Here is a 14,230-nt window from a genome sequence, read left to right on the forward strand (position 1 = left end):
AAGGGAAGGATACTCAGGCCTCGAGGGGCTCGGCGGCCTGTGCTCGCTCAACCTCGGTAGCCCTTGCCGAGAACAACCCAGCACGCAGATCGCTCCCGCTCGGCTGCTGGTACAGGCTCAGGTCGAACTCCGGAAGCACCGCCAGCAGGTAGTCGAAGATATCCCCCTGGATACGCTCGTATTCGGCCCACACGGTGGTGCGGGTGAAGCAATAGATCTCCAGCGGCACGCCCTGGGCGCTGGTCTGCATCTGGCGAACCATGCACGTCATGTTCTGCTGCACATCGGGGTGATCGCGCAGATAGGCGAGGGCGAAGGCGCGGAAGGTGCCTACGTTGGTCAGTCTGCGACGGTTCGCCGACAACTCCGCGCTCGCGCCCTGCGCCTGGTTCCAGCTGTGCAGCTCCTGTCGCTTGAGCGCCAGGTAGTCCCCGAGCAAACGCACCTGGCCCAGGCGTTGCTCTTCCTCGGGCGTGAGGAAACGGACACTGCTCGCGTCCAGGGACAGGCTGCGCTTGATCCGCCGCCCGCCCGATTGCTGCATGCCGCGCCAGTTGCGGAACGACTCGCTCATCAGGCGCCAGGTGGGGATGGAGACAATGGTCTTGTCGAAGTTCTGCACCTTCACCGTGTGCAAGGTGATGTCCACGACATCGCCGTCGGCGCCGACTTGCGGCATCTCGATCCAGTCGCCCACCCGCAGCATGTCGTTGCTGGTCAGCTGCACGCTGGCGACGAACGACAGCAAGGTGTCCTTGTAGACCAACAGGATCACCGCCGACATTGCGCCCAGACCCGACAATAGCAGCAAGGGCGAACGGTCGATGAGGGTCGCCACGATGACGATTGCCCCGAACACTAAGAGAGCCATCTTGGCCAACTGCACGTAACCCTTGATCGAGCGGGTGCGCGCATGCTCCGTGCGAGCGTAGATGTCCAGCAGCGCGTCGAGCAGGCAGGACAGCGCCAGGGTGAGGAACAGGAGGGTAAAGGCCAGGGCCAGGTTGCCGAGAAAATGCTGGGCGGTATCGCTCAGCTCCGGCACCAGCTTGAGGCCGAACTGCACGACCAGCGAGGGCGTGGTCTGCGCGAGGCGGTGGAAGACCTTGTCATGACGCAGATCATCGAGCCATTTCAGGGCTTGCTGGCGAGCGAGCAGGCGTGTGCCCTGCAGGACCAGAAAGCGGACGACGCGTCCCAAGACCAGCGAGATGACCAGCAGCACGGCCAGGCCGAGGGCGGCGTGCAGCGCGGGATGCTGGTCGAGTGTGCCCCAGGCGTCCAGGGCGTTGTACCAGAGTTGTTGCATGTCCATGACGATCGAAACAAGCCAGTTGCGTAAAGAGCGGGCATTAGAACGCGTATGAGTGGCCGCTGGCCAAAAGAAATTCGGCTCCGGCGACGGAAAACGTTACCCTATGCAACTGAATTTCCGCACTTGTCCGAGGTACACCCGTGTTTTCCCAATTCGCCCTGCACGAACGCCTGCTCAAAGCCGTGGCCGAGCTGAACTTTGTCGAGCCGACCCCGGTGCAGGCAGCGGCCATTCCCTTGGCCCTGCAAGGGCGGGATCTGCGGGTCACGGCACAGACCGGCAGCGGCAAGACCGCGGCCTTCGTCCTGCCGATGCTCAATCGCCTGGTCGACCTGGGCGGGCCACGGGTGGAAATCCGTGCCCTGATCCTGCTGCCGACCCGCGAGCTGGCGCAGCAGACGCTGAAGGAAGTGCAACGCTTTTCCCAGTTCACCTACATCAAGTCGGGCCTGGTGACCGGTGGTGAGGACTTCAAGGAGCAGGCGGCGATGCTGCGCAAGGTGCCGGACGTGCTGATCGGCACTCCGGGTCGCCTGATGGAGCAGCTCAACGCCGGCAACCTGGACCTGAGCCATGTCGAGGTCATGATCCTCGACGAAGCCGATCGCATGCTCGACATGGGCTTTGCCGAAGACATGGAGCGGCTGTGCAAGGAATGCGTCAACCGCGAACAGACCCTGCTGTTCTCCGCCACCACGGGCGGCGCGGGCCTGCGCGATATGATCGCCAAGGTCCTCAAGGACCCCGAGCACCTGATGCTCAACAGCGTTTCGCAGCTGTCCGAAGGCACTCGCCAGCAGATCATTACCGCCGACCATGACCAGCACAAGGAAGCCATCGTCCAGTGGCTGCTGGCCAACGAGACCTATCAGAAGGCGATCATCTTCACCAATACCCGGGCTTTGGCCGACCGTGTCTACGGGCACCTGGTCGCGCGTGACGTCAAGGCGTTCGTCCTGCATGGCGAGAAGGACCAGAAGGATCGCAAGCTGGCCATCGAGCGCTTCAAGCAAGGCGGCTCCAAGGTACTGGTGGCGACCGACGTCGCCGCGCGTGGCCTGGACATCGAAGGCCTCGACCTGGTCATCAACTTCGACATGCCGCGTAGCGGCGACGAGTACGTGCACCGCATCGGTCGTACCGGTCGCGCGGGCAGCGAAGGCCTGGCCATCTCGCTGATCTGCCATAACGACTGGAACCTGATGTCGAGCGTCGAGCGCTACCTCAAGCAGCAGTTCGAGCGTCGGGTGATCAAGGAGGTCAAGGGTACCTACAGTGGTCCGAAGAAGGTGAAGGCGTCGGGCAAGGCTGCCGGGGTCAAGAAGAAAAAGGTCGAGAAGAAGGGTGACAAGAAGGCTGTCGCCAAGCGCAAGCCGACGGCCAAGCCCAAGGCCAATGCGCCGTTGGCCAGCGCCGACGGCATGGCGCCGCTCAAGCGCCGCAAGCCTGTGGCGGAGTGAGGCGGGTTGTGGTGACGCCGTGAGGGCGGAGTAATGTCATGACCGCTGCAAGATGTTTTCAGGCTTCCAGCGGTCTTGAGATCGATCCTTCTCAGGGCGGAGGTCTAGCATGACGTTAGCGGATCAGACGTAAAGCCTGCGTAGCGGCCTCTGGCCCTATCGCGCCACTCTTATAGAAGAAACGCTAATTCATTGATTCAGCACGACCCTGTGGGAGCGCGTGAATTTCGAATTTTGAACAAGACAGTTGCTCCCCCAAGGTATAACCGTCCTTGAGGGCTTTGTTCTCTACGCGAGTGCACAGCCCGGCAGGCTGGGCGATCTCCTGGCGATGGCTCAAGTGACTGCCATCGAGGCTTCTCAGACTTTCTTTTCTGCCGCCTTCAACTCCTGCACGCGACGATCGATCAGCTGGCACTTGTCCGGCAGGTCCTTGCTTGCCGTGTCCAGCTTCATTCCTTGCAGCTCCTCGTTTATCTCCTTGGCTTTCTGCGGGTCCTGTTCGGTCAGGTGGGTTACCAGCTTGGCCAGTTCCTCGCGCTTTTGCGTGGCCTCTTCCAATGTGCACGCCCAGGTGGGCAGAGCGCAGAAGAGGGTGGCGGCAATGGTGATGCGGGACAAGTGCTTCATGGATCGGCCTCGATACGGTGAGATACTCGATGGATACCTGCCATGCGGCGAAGTTCATGCGGCGTCACCCCGTTGCTTGCCCATGCCGCGAATTTCCACGTCCGCTCCCAAGCCGGCTAGCGCCTATTTCGACCCCGTACGGCGAGCGGGCAAGGGTGGGCAACGAATCTGACTGAACACCCCCGACAAGGTACCGGTCTATGCTGTGTATCCACTCCTTCACAGCCTGAGGTCGCGCCACCATGATCACTTACGATTGGGACCTGATCGAACGCCTGTTGCACGAGGTACAGAACAGCGCCGGTCACAGCTTCACTCCACGCCCTTACGCCGAGCAGCACGCTGCCGCCCAGGCCGCGCAAGGCGATCCCGTGCCTGATCTTGACCACCTCAAGAGCCGCGCCTGCGAATACGAGAAGTTGCTGCTCGAGCGCGGTTTTATCGAAACCCGACCCGAAGATGAAGGCGGCAATGGCGAAAACTTCATCCTGACCGAGCGCGGTTCACGCTTGTTGAGCCTGATCGACAGCAGCATCCCTGGCGACGCACCGGCGCGTGAAAAGCTGAACCAGCAGGAAGACGCGCTGGACGAAGCCACGTTCGAAAGGGTCTCGTCCAAGCCGCAGATCACCAGCGGCGCAATTTAGGCTGGCAAGACCGACCCCGGCAATCCGATAATCGGCATTGGATTCTTCTCCACTGCCGAGCATTGCCAATGAAATCGAGTACCTCAAAGGCCCGCCAATGAGCATGGCGCGCAAGAACACGGACGCTTTCGCGCTGCAAGTCATGCTGGGGCTGTGCCTCATCTGGGGTAGCCAGCAGGTCCTGATCAAATGGGCCGCCGTCGACATCGCTCCGGTGATGCAGGCGGCATTTCGTTCCGGGATCGCCGCGCTGCTGGTGGGGCTGATGATCTGCTGGCGCGAGGGCTGGGGGCAGGTCGGCACCACCTGGCGCGCCGGGCTGCTGGCAGGCGCGCTGTTCGGGGTGGAATTCCTGTTCATTGCCGAAGGGTTGAAGCTGACCTCGGCGGCGCACATGTCGGTCTTCCTCTATACCGCTCCGGTCTTCACCGCACTGGGCCTGCACTTCATGCTGCCCAGCGAGCGTCTGCGACTGTTGCAATGGTTGGGCATCCTGCTGGCATTCGTCGGGATCGCCGTGGCGTTTGCCGGGGGGCTTTCGCTGGAACATCTGGATGGCCGTACCTTGCTCGGGGATGCCTTCGGGGTGCTGGCAGGGCTGGCCTGGGGGGCGACCACGGTAGTGGTACGGGGCTCGCGGCTGTCCGAGGCGCCCGCCACCCTGACCTTGTGGTACCAGTTGATGGTCGGCTTCATCGGCCTGCTGCTGGTTGCGCTGTTCAGCGGGCAGCTCGGCATGGTCTCGTTGACTCCGTTGGCCATCGGCAGCGTCCTGTTCCAGGGCATAGTGATCTCCTTCATCAGCTACCTGACATGGTTCTGGCTACTGCGCCAGTACCTGGCGTCGAACCTGGCCGTGTTCTCGTTCATCACGCCTCTGTTCGGCGTGACGTTCGGGGTGCTGTTGCTGGGAGAGCCGCTGACCCTGAACTTCGTGTTGGGCGCGCTCCTGGTCTTGCTGGGCGTGGTATTGGTCAGCGCGGAACCCTGGGTGCGCAAGCACCTGCGCAGAGTACTGGGATAGAGCGGTTGCAGGGCGTTGGCGGGGGCGCTGTCCGCTTACCCGGTATCGTCAGACATGATCCGGATTCCGGAGCCTGTCCTTATTAGCAATAAGGTGAAACAGTTAACCGGTCGTCGGAGCTTCCTGTTTTCGCTTGATACGAGTCAGACTCTACCCCATCTGTAGGAATAGGCGTATGCGCAATGCAGGACATCGGACTATGATCTGTATGAAGCATCGCAGGATTGATTTGCCGTGAGGCTTACCCGTAAAGGGGGCACTATGAAGAACTCCATGCACAACTGGCTCCATGACCTCGCTGTCGCCTTGGGATTGATCCCACCTCCGCTACAGCCGGTTCCGATTCCAACCGATGAGGAGCAGCGCAAGCGCCAACCTCGGCGTCGCTGAGTCGCACAGGGTCTTTCGTTGATCCTGGCCGGGCTTCCTGGAAGTCTGGTCGCCTTTTCGCCTGAAGAGCAGGCGGATTGGTGCGGTTTCCGACATTTGTCGAACCTGCTGGCTACCATTTTTTGGTATTCACCACCTTGACCACTACACAAGGAAGGTGGCCCGCCACGGAGGCTGTGGCAAACTGGCGCCAGCCAGGAGAACCCGATGTCCAGACCCCGCTGCGAGCGTTGCCAGCGCCCGCAAGACCACTGCCTTTGCCCGTTGATTCCCACGCTATGCAGCCGCACTCGTGTGCTGCTGCTGCAGCATCCCAGTGAAACCGGCCATGCCTTGAATACCGCGCGTCTGGCCGCCTTGGGGTTGGTCAACGCGGAGCTGCGCATCGGCGAAGTCTTCGATGACCTGCCGGCGTTACTGGCAACGCCTGGCTATCGGGCCGCGCTGCTGTTCCCAGGAGAAGAGGCACGGGCGCTGGAGGCTTATTCGCCGACGCAAAGTCTACCCTTGTTGCTGATCGTTCCAGACGGTACCTGGCGCAAGACGCGCAAGCTGCTGTATCTCAACCCACTGCTTGGCCAATTGCCGCGTGTCACGCTCGGCCAGGTGGCGCCTTCGCGCTATCGCTTGCGCAAGGCCCCGGACGAAGGGGCATTGTCTACCCTGGAAGCAGTCGTGCAGGCATTGAACGCGCTAGAGGCACCGGCTGCGTTCGATGCACTGTTAAAGCCGTTCGACGCCCTGATCGAAGGGCAGATCCAGGCCATGGGACGTGAAACCTTCGAGCGTAACCATGGGCCCATCGTCCGTGCCTGACGTCAGCGTTCGCGCATGGCCTCGGTGCGGGCCTTGAGTACCGGCTTGAGCAGATAATCCAGCACGCTTTTCTGGCCTGTGATGATGTCCACCGTGGCGGTCATGCCCGGGATGATCAGCAGCGGCTTGGCATCGTCGCCGAGGTGATTGCGGTCGGTGCGCACCTGGATCAGGTAGAAGGCATTGCCCTTGTCGTCGGTGACAGTGTCGGCGCCGATCATCTCGAGCTTGGCCTTGAGCCCTCCATAGATGGTGTAGTCATAGGCGCTGAACTTGACCATGGCCTTCTGGCCGGGATGCAGGAAGGCCACATCCTGTGGGCGCACCCTTGCTTCGATCAGCAGGTTGTCCTCGATAGGGACGATTTCCACCAGGTCGCTGCCAGGCTGGACCACGCCGCCGATGGTGTTGATCTTGAGCAGCTTGACGATCCCGCGTACTGGCGACTGCACCGTGGTGCGGTTGACGCGGTCGTCGATGGCGATGCTGGTGGCCGTGATCTTCGACAGTTCGGTGCGTTTGTCGTTGAGCTCCTTGGCCGCTTCGGAACGGAAGCTGGCCTGCGCCTCCTCGATCTTGCTCCTGATCTCGGCAATCGCTGCCTCGGCGCGGGGGATAGCCAGGTTGGTCGCATTCAACTGGCCACGCGCCTCGACCGTGCGCTGCTTGAGCCGCAGGATCTCCACCGGTGAAACGGCGCCCGTACCTACCAGCGGCGCGGACATGTTCAGCTCCTGTTGCAGCAGGCCCATCGCCGAGCGGTACTGCTCGGCCTTGGAGCGGAATTCGGCGAGCTCCTGGGTCTTCTGTCGCAGTTGCTCGTTGAAGGTCTGCTTTTCACTGGCCAGACGATGCTGACGCGACTGGAACAGGGCGCTTTCATCTTCAGCTACCTGGGGCGCCTTGGCGCGTACTTCATCGCTCAAGGCGAAGGGGCGGCCCTCGGCCTCTGCGGACAATCGCGCGACCTGTGCGCTCAGGGCATAGCGATCGGCTTCGCTCTCACCCTTGTTGGATTGAAAGCGCGTGTCATCCAGGCGCAGCAGAGTAGCGCCCTTGTCGACGATCTGCCCTTCGCGGACAAGAATTTCGGTGACGATACCGCCTTCGAGATTCTGCACCACTTGCACCTTGCCGGAGGGAATGGCCTTGCCGTCGCCGACCGTGACCTCGTCCAGGACGGCGAAATAGGCCCAGACCAACGCCGCCAGCAACAGCGCGGCGGCCAGCCAGACCGTCACCCGTGACAGGCGCGGCGAGTCCTGCAGGGTCGCCCCGGCCAGCTCGGGCAGATAGTCGCGCTCGGCGGTCTTGCCAAAACTGTGCAGATAGCTGCGCACACCGTGATCGAGAGACATGATGAGCTCCTAGAGGGCTGCGCCGACGCGACCTTTGCGCAGGGCGTCGATGACCGCGTCCTTGGGGCCGTCGGCAACGATCTTGCCGTTGTCCAGCACCACCAGGCGGTCTACCAGGCTGAGCATCGAGCTGCGATGGGTGACCAGCAGCAGGGTCTTGCCGGGTACCCAGTTAGCCAAGCGACGGCGTAGCTGGTCTTCGCTGCTGTTGTCCATATGGCTGGTAGGTTCGTCGAGGATGAGGATGGGTGGTTCGAGCAACAATGCCCGCGCCAGCAGCACGGTCTGACGCTGACCGCCCGAGAGCAACTGGCCACGCTCGCCGACCGGCCGATCGAATCCTTGCGGATGCTGGCGCGCCAACTCGCTGACCCCGGTCATCTCGGCGACTTCGAGCATGCGCGCATCGCTGACATGGCGGGCGCCGAGGGTGAGGTTGTCGCGCAAGCTGCCCGCCAGTAGCGGCAGGTCGTGGGCAACGTAGCCGAGCTGGCTGCGCAGATCGGCGATGTCCAGTTGGCGCAGGTCGAGATTATCGAGCAGCACCTGACCTTGATCGGGCTGATAGAACCCCATCAACAATCTGGCCAGCGTGCTCTTGCCCGAACCACTGCGACCGATGATACCGATGCGTTCGCCTGGCTCGACGCGCAAACCGATGTCATCGAGCGCCGCACCAGCCTGGCCCGGGTATTGAAAGCTGACGTGGCTAATTTCCAGACCGCCCTTGAGCGAGGTGTGCTCCAGCGCCTGTTGCTCGGCCTGGCGCTCCTGGGGCAACGCCATCAGGGCATCGGTGCTGCGCATGGTCAAGCGAGCCTGCTGGTAGCGGGTGATCAGCCCGGCGATCTGGCCCAGCGGCGCCAATACGCGACTGCCAAGCATGTAACTGGCGACCAGGGCGCCGACGCTGAGGTTGCCGGCAATGATGCTGTAGACCCCGGCAACGATGGTCGCCATGCCGCAGAACTGCTGAATGAACAGCGTACCGTTGCTGGCCAGGGACGACAGGTTGCGAGCATGGGCGTCGAGGCGGGCGAGGGCACCGTTGGTGCTTTCCCACTGGTACTGGCGCTCGCTTTCCGCTCCGCAGGCCTTGAGGGTTTCAAGGCCGCTGAGGGTCTCGATCAGCAATGCCTGGCGCACCGCGCCGAGGCTCAGGCTTTTCTGCACGGTATCGCGCAGACGCATCTGGATGATCAGGGCGAAACCCGCCGCCAGCGGGAAGGCGATCAAAGGGATCAGCACCAGCCAGCCACCGAGCAGGCCGATGACCAGCAACATCAGGATCACGAACGGCAGGTCGATGATGCTGGTCAGGGTGACGGCCGTAAGGAATTCACGCAGTCCTTGGAAATCATGGATGCTCTGGGCGAAGCCGCCGATGGTCGCCGGGCGTGCCTTCATCGACATGCCAGTGATGCGTTCGAAGAGTGTGGCCGAGAGGATCAGGTCGGTCTTCTTGCCGGCCTGGTCGAGCAGATGAGCGCGGACCATGCGCAGGATCAGCTCGAAGGCAGTCCCGATGAACAGGCCGATGACCAGCATCCACAAGGTCGACAGAGCCTGGTTAGGGACGACCCGGTCGTAGGTTTGCATGACGAACAGGGGCACCATCAGGCCAAGCAGGTTGATCAGCAGACTGGCCAGCAAGGCGTCGCTGTACAGCCAGCGAGAGTGTTGGAGGGTATCGCGGAACCAGGCGTTGACCCTCGGCAGCAAGGGGCTTCGCAATTCTTCCAGCATGTGGCGGGGGCGGGCGAACAGGACTTGGCCGCTGTAGGCATCGGCCAGTTCCTCGCGGCTGACCCACTGCTCGCCGCCTTCGGCCTCGCAAGGCAGAATCAGCGCGCGCTGATCTTCGCCCCAGCGGCGCAGCACGGCAGAACGGCCATCCTTGAGCACCAGCAACACTGGCAGGTTGAGCGCCGAAATGGCGCCCAGCTCCCGGCGCAATACCCTGGCCTGCAGACCGGCCCGCGCGGCGGCGCGCGGCAGCAGAGCGAGGTCCAGGCGTTGCCGCGCCAGGGGCAGCCCGCTGCACAGGCTGGCACGGCTGGCTGGGCAAGCGTGCAGCTTGCACAGGATCAGCAGGCCATCGAGCAATGGATCATCGGGCTGTGAATCATCCAGGCCGAGGCGCGATTCCGCGACAGGGCCTGCCGGTTGCATACTGGTCACAATGGCCTACTCCTGTCGCGGGGACGGGGGATTAACGCATATCGGGCAGCCGCGCTTCGCTACGTACTTCGCTCTTGGCAATGGCTTCGGCCGGCAACGCAATGCGCTGCCTGTTCAGCAGCTCACCCATGTTGGCCAGAACGCGATACATCGCGTACTCCTCGGTGTAACGTACTTCCGTGTAGCGACGGTTTGCGGTGTACAGCTCGTTCTCGCTGTCCAGTACGTCGAGCAGGGTACGTTGACCCAGGCCGAACTGATCCTGGTAGGCCGCCCGTACGCGGGTAGTGGTTTCAGCGTATTCGCGGGCGGAAGGGATCTGCTTGCGCGCATTGTTCATGGCGTTCCACGACAGGCTCATGTTCTCGTTGAGCTCGCGCAGGGCGTTGTTGCGGATGTCCATTGCCTGGTTGATCTTGTGCGCATCGGACTGCAGGCGCGCCTTGTCGCTGCCGCCGCGGAACAGGTTGTAATTGAGCTCGAGGCCCGCCTGCCAGTCATTGTTGTCATGACCGCGCTGACCGCCGGTGTTGTTGTTGGCACCCGTCGCCAGGACCGCATCGATGCGCGGGTAGAAAGGCGACTTGGCCACTTCGTATTGCTGTTCGGCGGCTTTCACATCGGCCTGGGCCGATTTCAGGTAAGGGTTGCTCTCCATCATGGCCTGACGCGCTTCGTTCAAGGTGACAGGCACTTCGCCCTTGATGGTCACCGGAGCTTCCAGCTCGTCGGGCATGCGCCCGATCACGCTGTAGAAGTTCGCTTCGGCGTCGGCCAGGTCGACTTCGGCGGTGTCCAGGTTGTTTTCCGCCAAGGCACGACGGGCACGCGACTGGTCGAAGTCGGCGCTGCTGCCCACGCCGCGCTCGGTACGCAGACCGATCTGGTCGTTGACGCGCAGGTGCGCCTGCAGGTTGTTCTTGGCCAGGTCGACCAGCTCGCGACGCTTGAGCACCTCAAGGTAGACCTCGATGGCACGCAGGCCCACATCCTGGGCGATTGCCTGGGTGTAATAGGCGCGTGAATTGACCACGGCCTCGGTACGGCCCACTTCATTCAAGGTGTTGAAGCCATCGAACAGCATCTGCCGCAGGCGCAGGTCCGATTGGGTATAGCTCAGGGTTTCCTTGGTGTGGTTGCGCGTGCCATCGGCATTCACGCCACGAGTGTTGGTGTTGTCCGAGCGCTGGCGGCCAAAGCCCGCCACCAGATCGACAGTCGGGAAGTATCCCCCACGGGCGAATTTAACGTCCTCATCGGCAGACAACCGGCTGTTACGGTTGGAGCTGATTTCCGGGTGGTAATCCACGGCGCTCTGGATTGCCTCGGTAATCGACATCGCCTGTGCATTGGCACACGCCATGGCCAACAAGATCGCACTGGTGATAGGGGTCAAAACGCGCATGGGGTACTTCTCCCTTGTTTCAAAAATGGTGCAGCTATCGCCAAAAAAATGGCGAAATATAATGGGTTCAAACCGTTTCAGGCTTGTAACAGAACAGCTAAGAACATTTACAACTAAACCTAAGACGATTTCGGCATAAGTCTTATGCAAAAAAAAACTTATGCGGCTTTAGCTTTCCGAGACATTGTTCTTATACGTGATCCGCGAAATCCGCGCCACAGTGCGATTTGCGGGCGCTATAGAAAGTTCCCGATTTTTTGCAGTCCAGGTAAAAGGGAAGAGCGGCGACAGTATTTATTGGCGACAATTGTTTGACGTATGTTAGATGGCCAATAACCACTATGTATCGCCGATGTGTCATCCCGAAAGGCGCTTCATTTGCGCGATGTCTTCAGATGAACAACACGGTTCGCAGTCCAGGCTGCGGATCGTTTCTCGTGTTTCTCGATATACCTCGATCCGCGAAAAACAACCTCGGCAGTGGAGGCGTTTGTTCATGGCTAGATTAGTGGGCGTGGTCAGCAAGGTTATCGGCCAGGTAGTTGCGATCAGTAGCGACGGTATGCGTCGCATGCTTATCGAAGGCGATCGGCTGTTTGTCGGCGAGCAATTGGAAACAGGCGCAGCCGGCGCCATTGCGGTGCGTCTGCAGAATGGAGCCGAACTTACTCTCGGACGTGACAGCAGTCTGGAGATGACCAGCGACCTGCTGGCTAATCGAGCGCCCCATGTACAGCCCCATGCGCAGCAACTTGTCGATGTAGAGCGTTTGCAGCAGGCCATCGCTGCGGGCGCGGACCCGACCGAGGAGGGCGAAGCAACGGCGGCCGGTCCGACCAGCGGTAATCCGGTCGCGCTCGGTGGCAGTCACTCCTTCGTGCTGCTCACCGAAGTGGGAGGGCGGGTAGATCCGGAAGTCGGCTTCCCGACCGCCGGCTTCAACGGCATTCCCGAGCTGGCAGACCGAGAGACAGGCGCCCTCCATGACAGTGATCAGGACGATGGACGACCCTTGCCGCCGCCAGGTACGGACAACGTCATCGATTTGCGCGGGTTGGATGGCGATCCCGGGGAGGTATTCCTCGACGAAGCCAACCTTGCTCAGGGGTCGATCAACAACCCCGCAGCATTGACGCAGACAGGTACCTTCGGCGTAGTCGCACCCGATGGCGTGTTCAACCTCAGCGTGGGCGGGATCGGCGTGGTGACGGCCGGTGTAGTGACCGGTGTCGGCCTGTCCATCACGACGGGCCTCGGTAACACACTTACCATCACTGGCTATGACCCCTCGACAGGCGTAGTCAGCTACAGCTACACCTTGGGGGATGCCCTGATTCATCCTACCGCGGGAGGCACCAACGAGCTGGGTGAGCAGCTGCCTGTCCTGGCCAGTGACAACGATGGTGACGTGGTTCAAGGTACTTTGGACATCATCATTCGGGACGATGTACCGAGAGCGATCGACGACAACAATCCGCTAAGCGGCACCGAGCAACAGACGGTCCTCACGGGAAACGTGCTGGACAATGACATCCAGGGAGCGGATCGGGTAACCATCAGCCCCACCACCGGGCCGATCGTCGCGGGTACCTTCATGGGGACCTATGGCACGTTGGTATTGGCGGTGGATGGTTCCTATACCTATACCCTCGATAAGGATGATCCGGATTTTCTGAATCTGCAGGGTGGGGGAAGCGCGGTAGAAACATTTACCTACACCCTGACCGATGCCGATGGCGATACCAGCACGGCGACGCTGACGCTGGATATCAACAACCTCAACGACCCGGTCACCTTGAGCGGCCTGAGCGTGGCGGGTGGCGAGCTGACGGTCTTCGAGAGGCATCTGAGCGATGGCAGCACGCCTGACAACTCGGCACTGACGCAGACCGGGACCTTCACGGTCAATGCGCCGGACGGCCTGCAAAGCCTGACCGTTGGTGGCATCAATGTGCTGAGCGGCGGTATTGCCAGTGGTTTCCCGCAAACGCTGATCACTGCGCTGGGCAACACCCTGACCATCACTGGCTACAACGCCAGTACCGGTGTGGTCAGCTACAGCTACACCCTGACCGACAACGAAGCCCACCCGACTGCCGACGGTGCCAATAGCCTGAGCGAGAGCTTTGTTGTCTCGGCCACCGATAGCGATGGCAGCACGGCCACTGACAGTCTGGACGTCACTATCGTCGACGACCTGCCGACGGCTGCGAATGACGGCAACCTGGCAACGGCGACCGAGCAGCAAACGACCTTGACCGGCAATGTCCTGGCCAATGACACCCAAGGTGCCGACCGGATCACCCTCAGTCCCACTACCGGGCCGATCACTGCAGGTACCTTCACCGGCACCTATGGCACCCTGGTCTTGGCAGCGGACGGTTCGTACACTTACACCCTCAACCCAGACGACGCTGACTTCAAGGGCTTGAAGGGCGGGGGCACCGGGACCGAGTCCTTCACCTACACCCTGACCGATGCCGATGGCGACTCCAGTACGGCAACGCTGATGCTGGATATCAGCAACCTCAACGACCCGGTCACCTTGAATGGCCTGAACGTGGCGGGCGGCGAACTGACGGTCTTCGAGAGGCACCTGAGCGATGGCAGCACGCCCGACAACTCGGCGCTGACGCAGAGTGGGACCTTCACGATCAACGCGCCGGACGGTCTGCAAACCCTGACTGTAGGCGGCATCAACGTAGTCACGGCTGGCGTGGCCTCTGGCTTCCCTCAGTCCCTGACCACCGCCTTGGGCAATACCCTGACCATCACTGGCTACAACGCCAGTACCGGCGTGGTCAGCTACAGCTACACCCTGACCGACAATGAAGCCCATCCGACTGCCGACGGTGCCAATAGCCTGAGCGAGAGCTTTGTTGTCTCGGCCACCGATAGCGATGGCAGCACGGCCACTGACAGTCTGGACGTCACTATCGTCGACGACCTGCCGACGGCTGCGAATGACGGCAACCTGGCAACGGCGACCGAGCAGCAAACGACC

General features: G+C 61.6%; 11 protein-coding genes. 6 read left to right on the top strand and 5 right to left on the bottom strand.

Features of this window, described 5'->3' with window-relative positions; all coding sequences use genetic code 11:
• Window positions 1-13 precede the first annotated feature (13 nt).
• Window positions 14-1,315 (bottom strand): mechanosensitive ion channel family protein, encoded by a 1,302-nt coding sequence (locus G7009_RS06915; protein ID WP_181129166.1) that lies wholly within the window; start codon window positions 1,313-1,315, stop codon window positions 14-16.
• Between the two features lie 140 nt (window positions 1,316-1,455).
• Here G7009_RS06915 and G7009_RS06920 point away from each other — a divergent pair, with 140 nt between their 5' ends.
• On the top strand, window positions 1,456-2,775 hold the full coding sequence (locus tag G7009_RS06920) for a DEAD/DEAH box helicase (protein ID WP_181129167.1): 1,320 nt from the start codon (window positions 1,456-1,458) through the stop codon (window positions 2,773-2,775).
• A 360-nt stretch (window positions 2,776-3,135) separates the two neighbouring features.
• Here G7009_RS06920 and G7009_RS06925 read toward each other — a convergent pair whose 3' ends face one another.
• Window positions 3,136-3,405, bottom strand: a complete 270-nt coding sequence (locus G7009_RS06925; protein ID WP_181129168.1) for a hypothetical protein — start codon at window positions 3,403-3,405, stop codon at window positions 3,136-3,138.
• 242 nt (window positions 3,406-3,647) lie between these two features.
• On the opposite strand from G7009_RS06925, the gene G7009_RS06930 reads away from it, so the two are divergent.
• The 4 genes from G7009_RS06930 (at window position 3,648) to G7009_RS06940 (ending at window position 6,282) form a co-directional block, all read left to right on the top strand.
• A complete protein-coding gene (locus G7009_RS06930; RefSeq protein ID WP_181129169.1) occupies window positions 3,648-4,052 on the top strand; it encodes a transcriptional regulator in 405 nt (134 codons plus the stop codon).
• Between the two features lie 97 nt (window positions 4,053-4,149).
• On the top strand, window positions 4,150-5,076 hold the full coding sequence (locus G7009_RS06935; RefSeq protein WP_181129180.1) for a DMT family transporter: 927 nt from the start codon (window positions 4,150-4,152) through the stop codon (window positions 5,074-5,076).
• Between the two features lie 261 nt (window positions 5,077-5,337).
• Complete coding sequence (locus tag G7009_RS28020) at window positions 5,338-5,466, top strand: PA1414 family protein (RefSeq protein WP_308813316.1); 129 nt, start codon at window positions 5,338-5,340, stop codon at window positions 5,464-5,466.
• A 207-nt stretch (window positions 5,467-5,673) separates the two neighbouring features.
• Entirely contained in the window at window positions 5,674-6,282 is a 609-nt protein-coding gene (locus tag G7009_RS06940) for a tRNA-uridine aminocarboxypropyltransferase (RefSeq protein ID WP_181129170.1), read from the top strand.
• Window positions 6,283-6,284: 2 nt separating this feature from the next.
• Here G7009_RS06940 and G7009_RS06945 read toward each other — a convergent pair whose 3' ends face one another.
• Genes G7009_RS06945 through G7009_RS06955 form a run of 3 tightly spaced genes read right to left on the bottom strand, consistent with a single transcriptional unit; the run spans window position 6,285 to window position 11,226 of the window.
• Entirely contained in the window at window positions 6,285-7,640 is a 1,356-nt protein-coding gene (locus G7009_RS06945) for an HlyD family type I secretion periplasmic adaptor subunit (protein ID WP_181129171.1), read from the bottom strand.
• Between the two features lie 9 nt (window positions 7,641-7,649).
• Window positions 7,650-9,812, bottom strand: a complete 2,163-nt coding sequence (locus G7009_RS06950) for a type I secretion system permease/ATPase (RefSeq protein WP_181129181.1) — start codon at window positions 9,810-9,812, stop codon at window positions 7,650-7,652.
• 40 nt (window positions 9,813-9,852) lie between these two features.
• Entirely contained in the window at window positions 9,853-11,226 is a 1,374-nt protein-coding gene (locus G7009_RS06955) for a TolC family outer membrane protein (RefSeq protein WP_181129172.1), read from the bottom strand.
• 496 nt (window positions 11,227-11,722) lie between these two features.
• Between G7009_RS06955 and G7009_RS06960 the strand changes: the two genes are divergently transcribed.
• A partial coding sequence (locus G7009_RS06960) for a retention module-containing protein (RefSeq protein ID WP_181129173.1) occupies window positions 11,723-14,230 on the top strand: 2,508 nt, incomplete at its 3' end.

It is taken from the genome of Pseudomonas capeferrum, assembly GCF_013523055.1.
Classification (GTDB): Bacteria; Pseudomonadota; Gammaproteobacteria; order Pseudomonadales; family Pseudomonadaceae; genus Aquipseudomonas; species Aquipseudomonas capeferrum_A.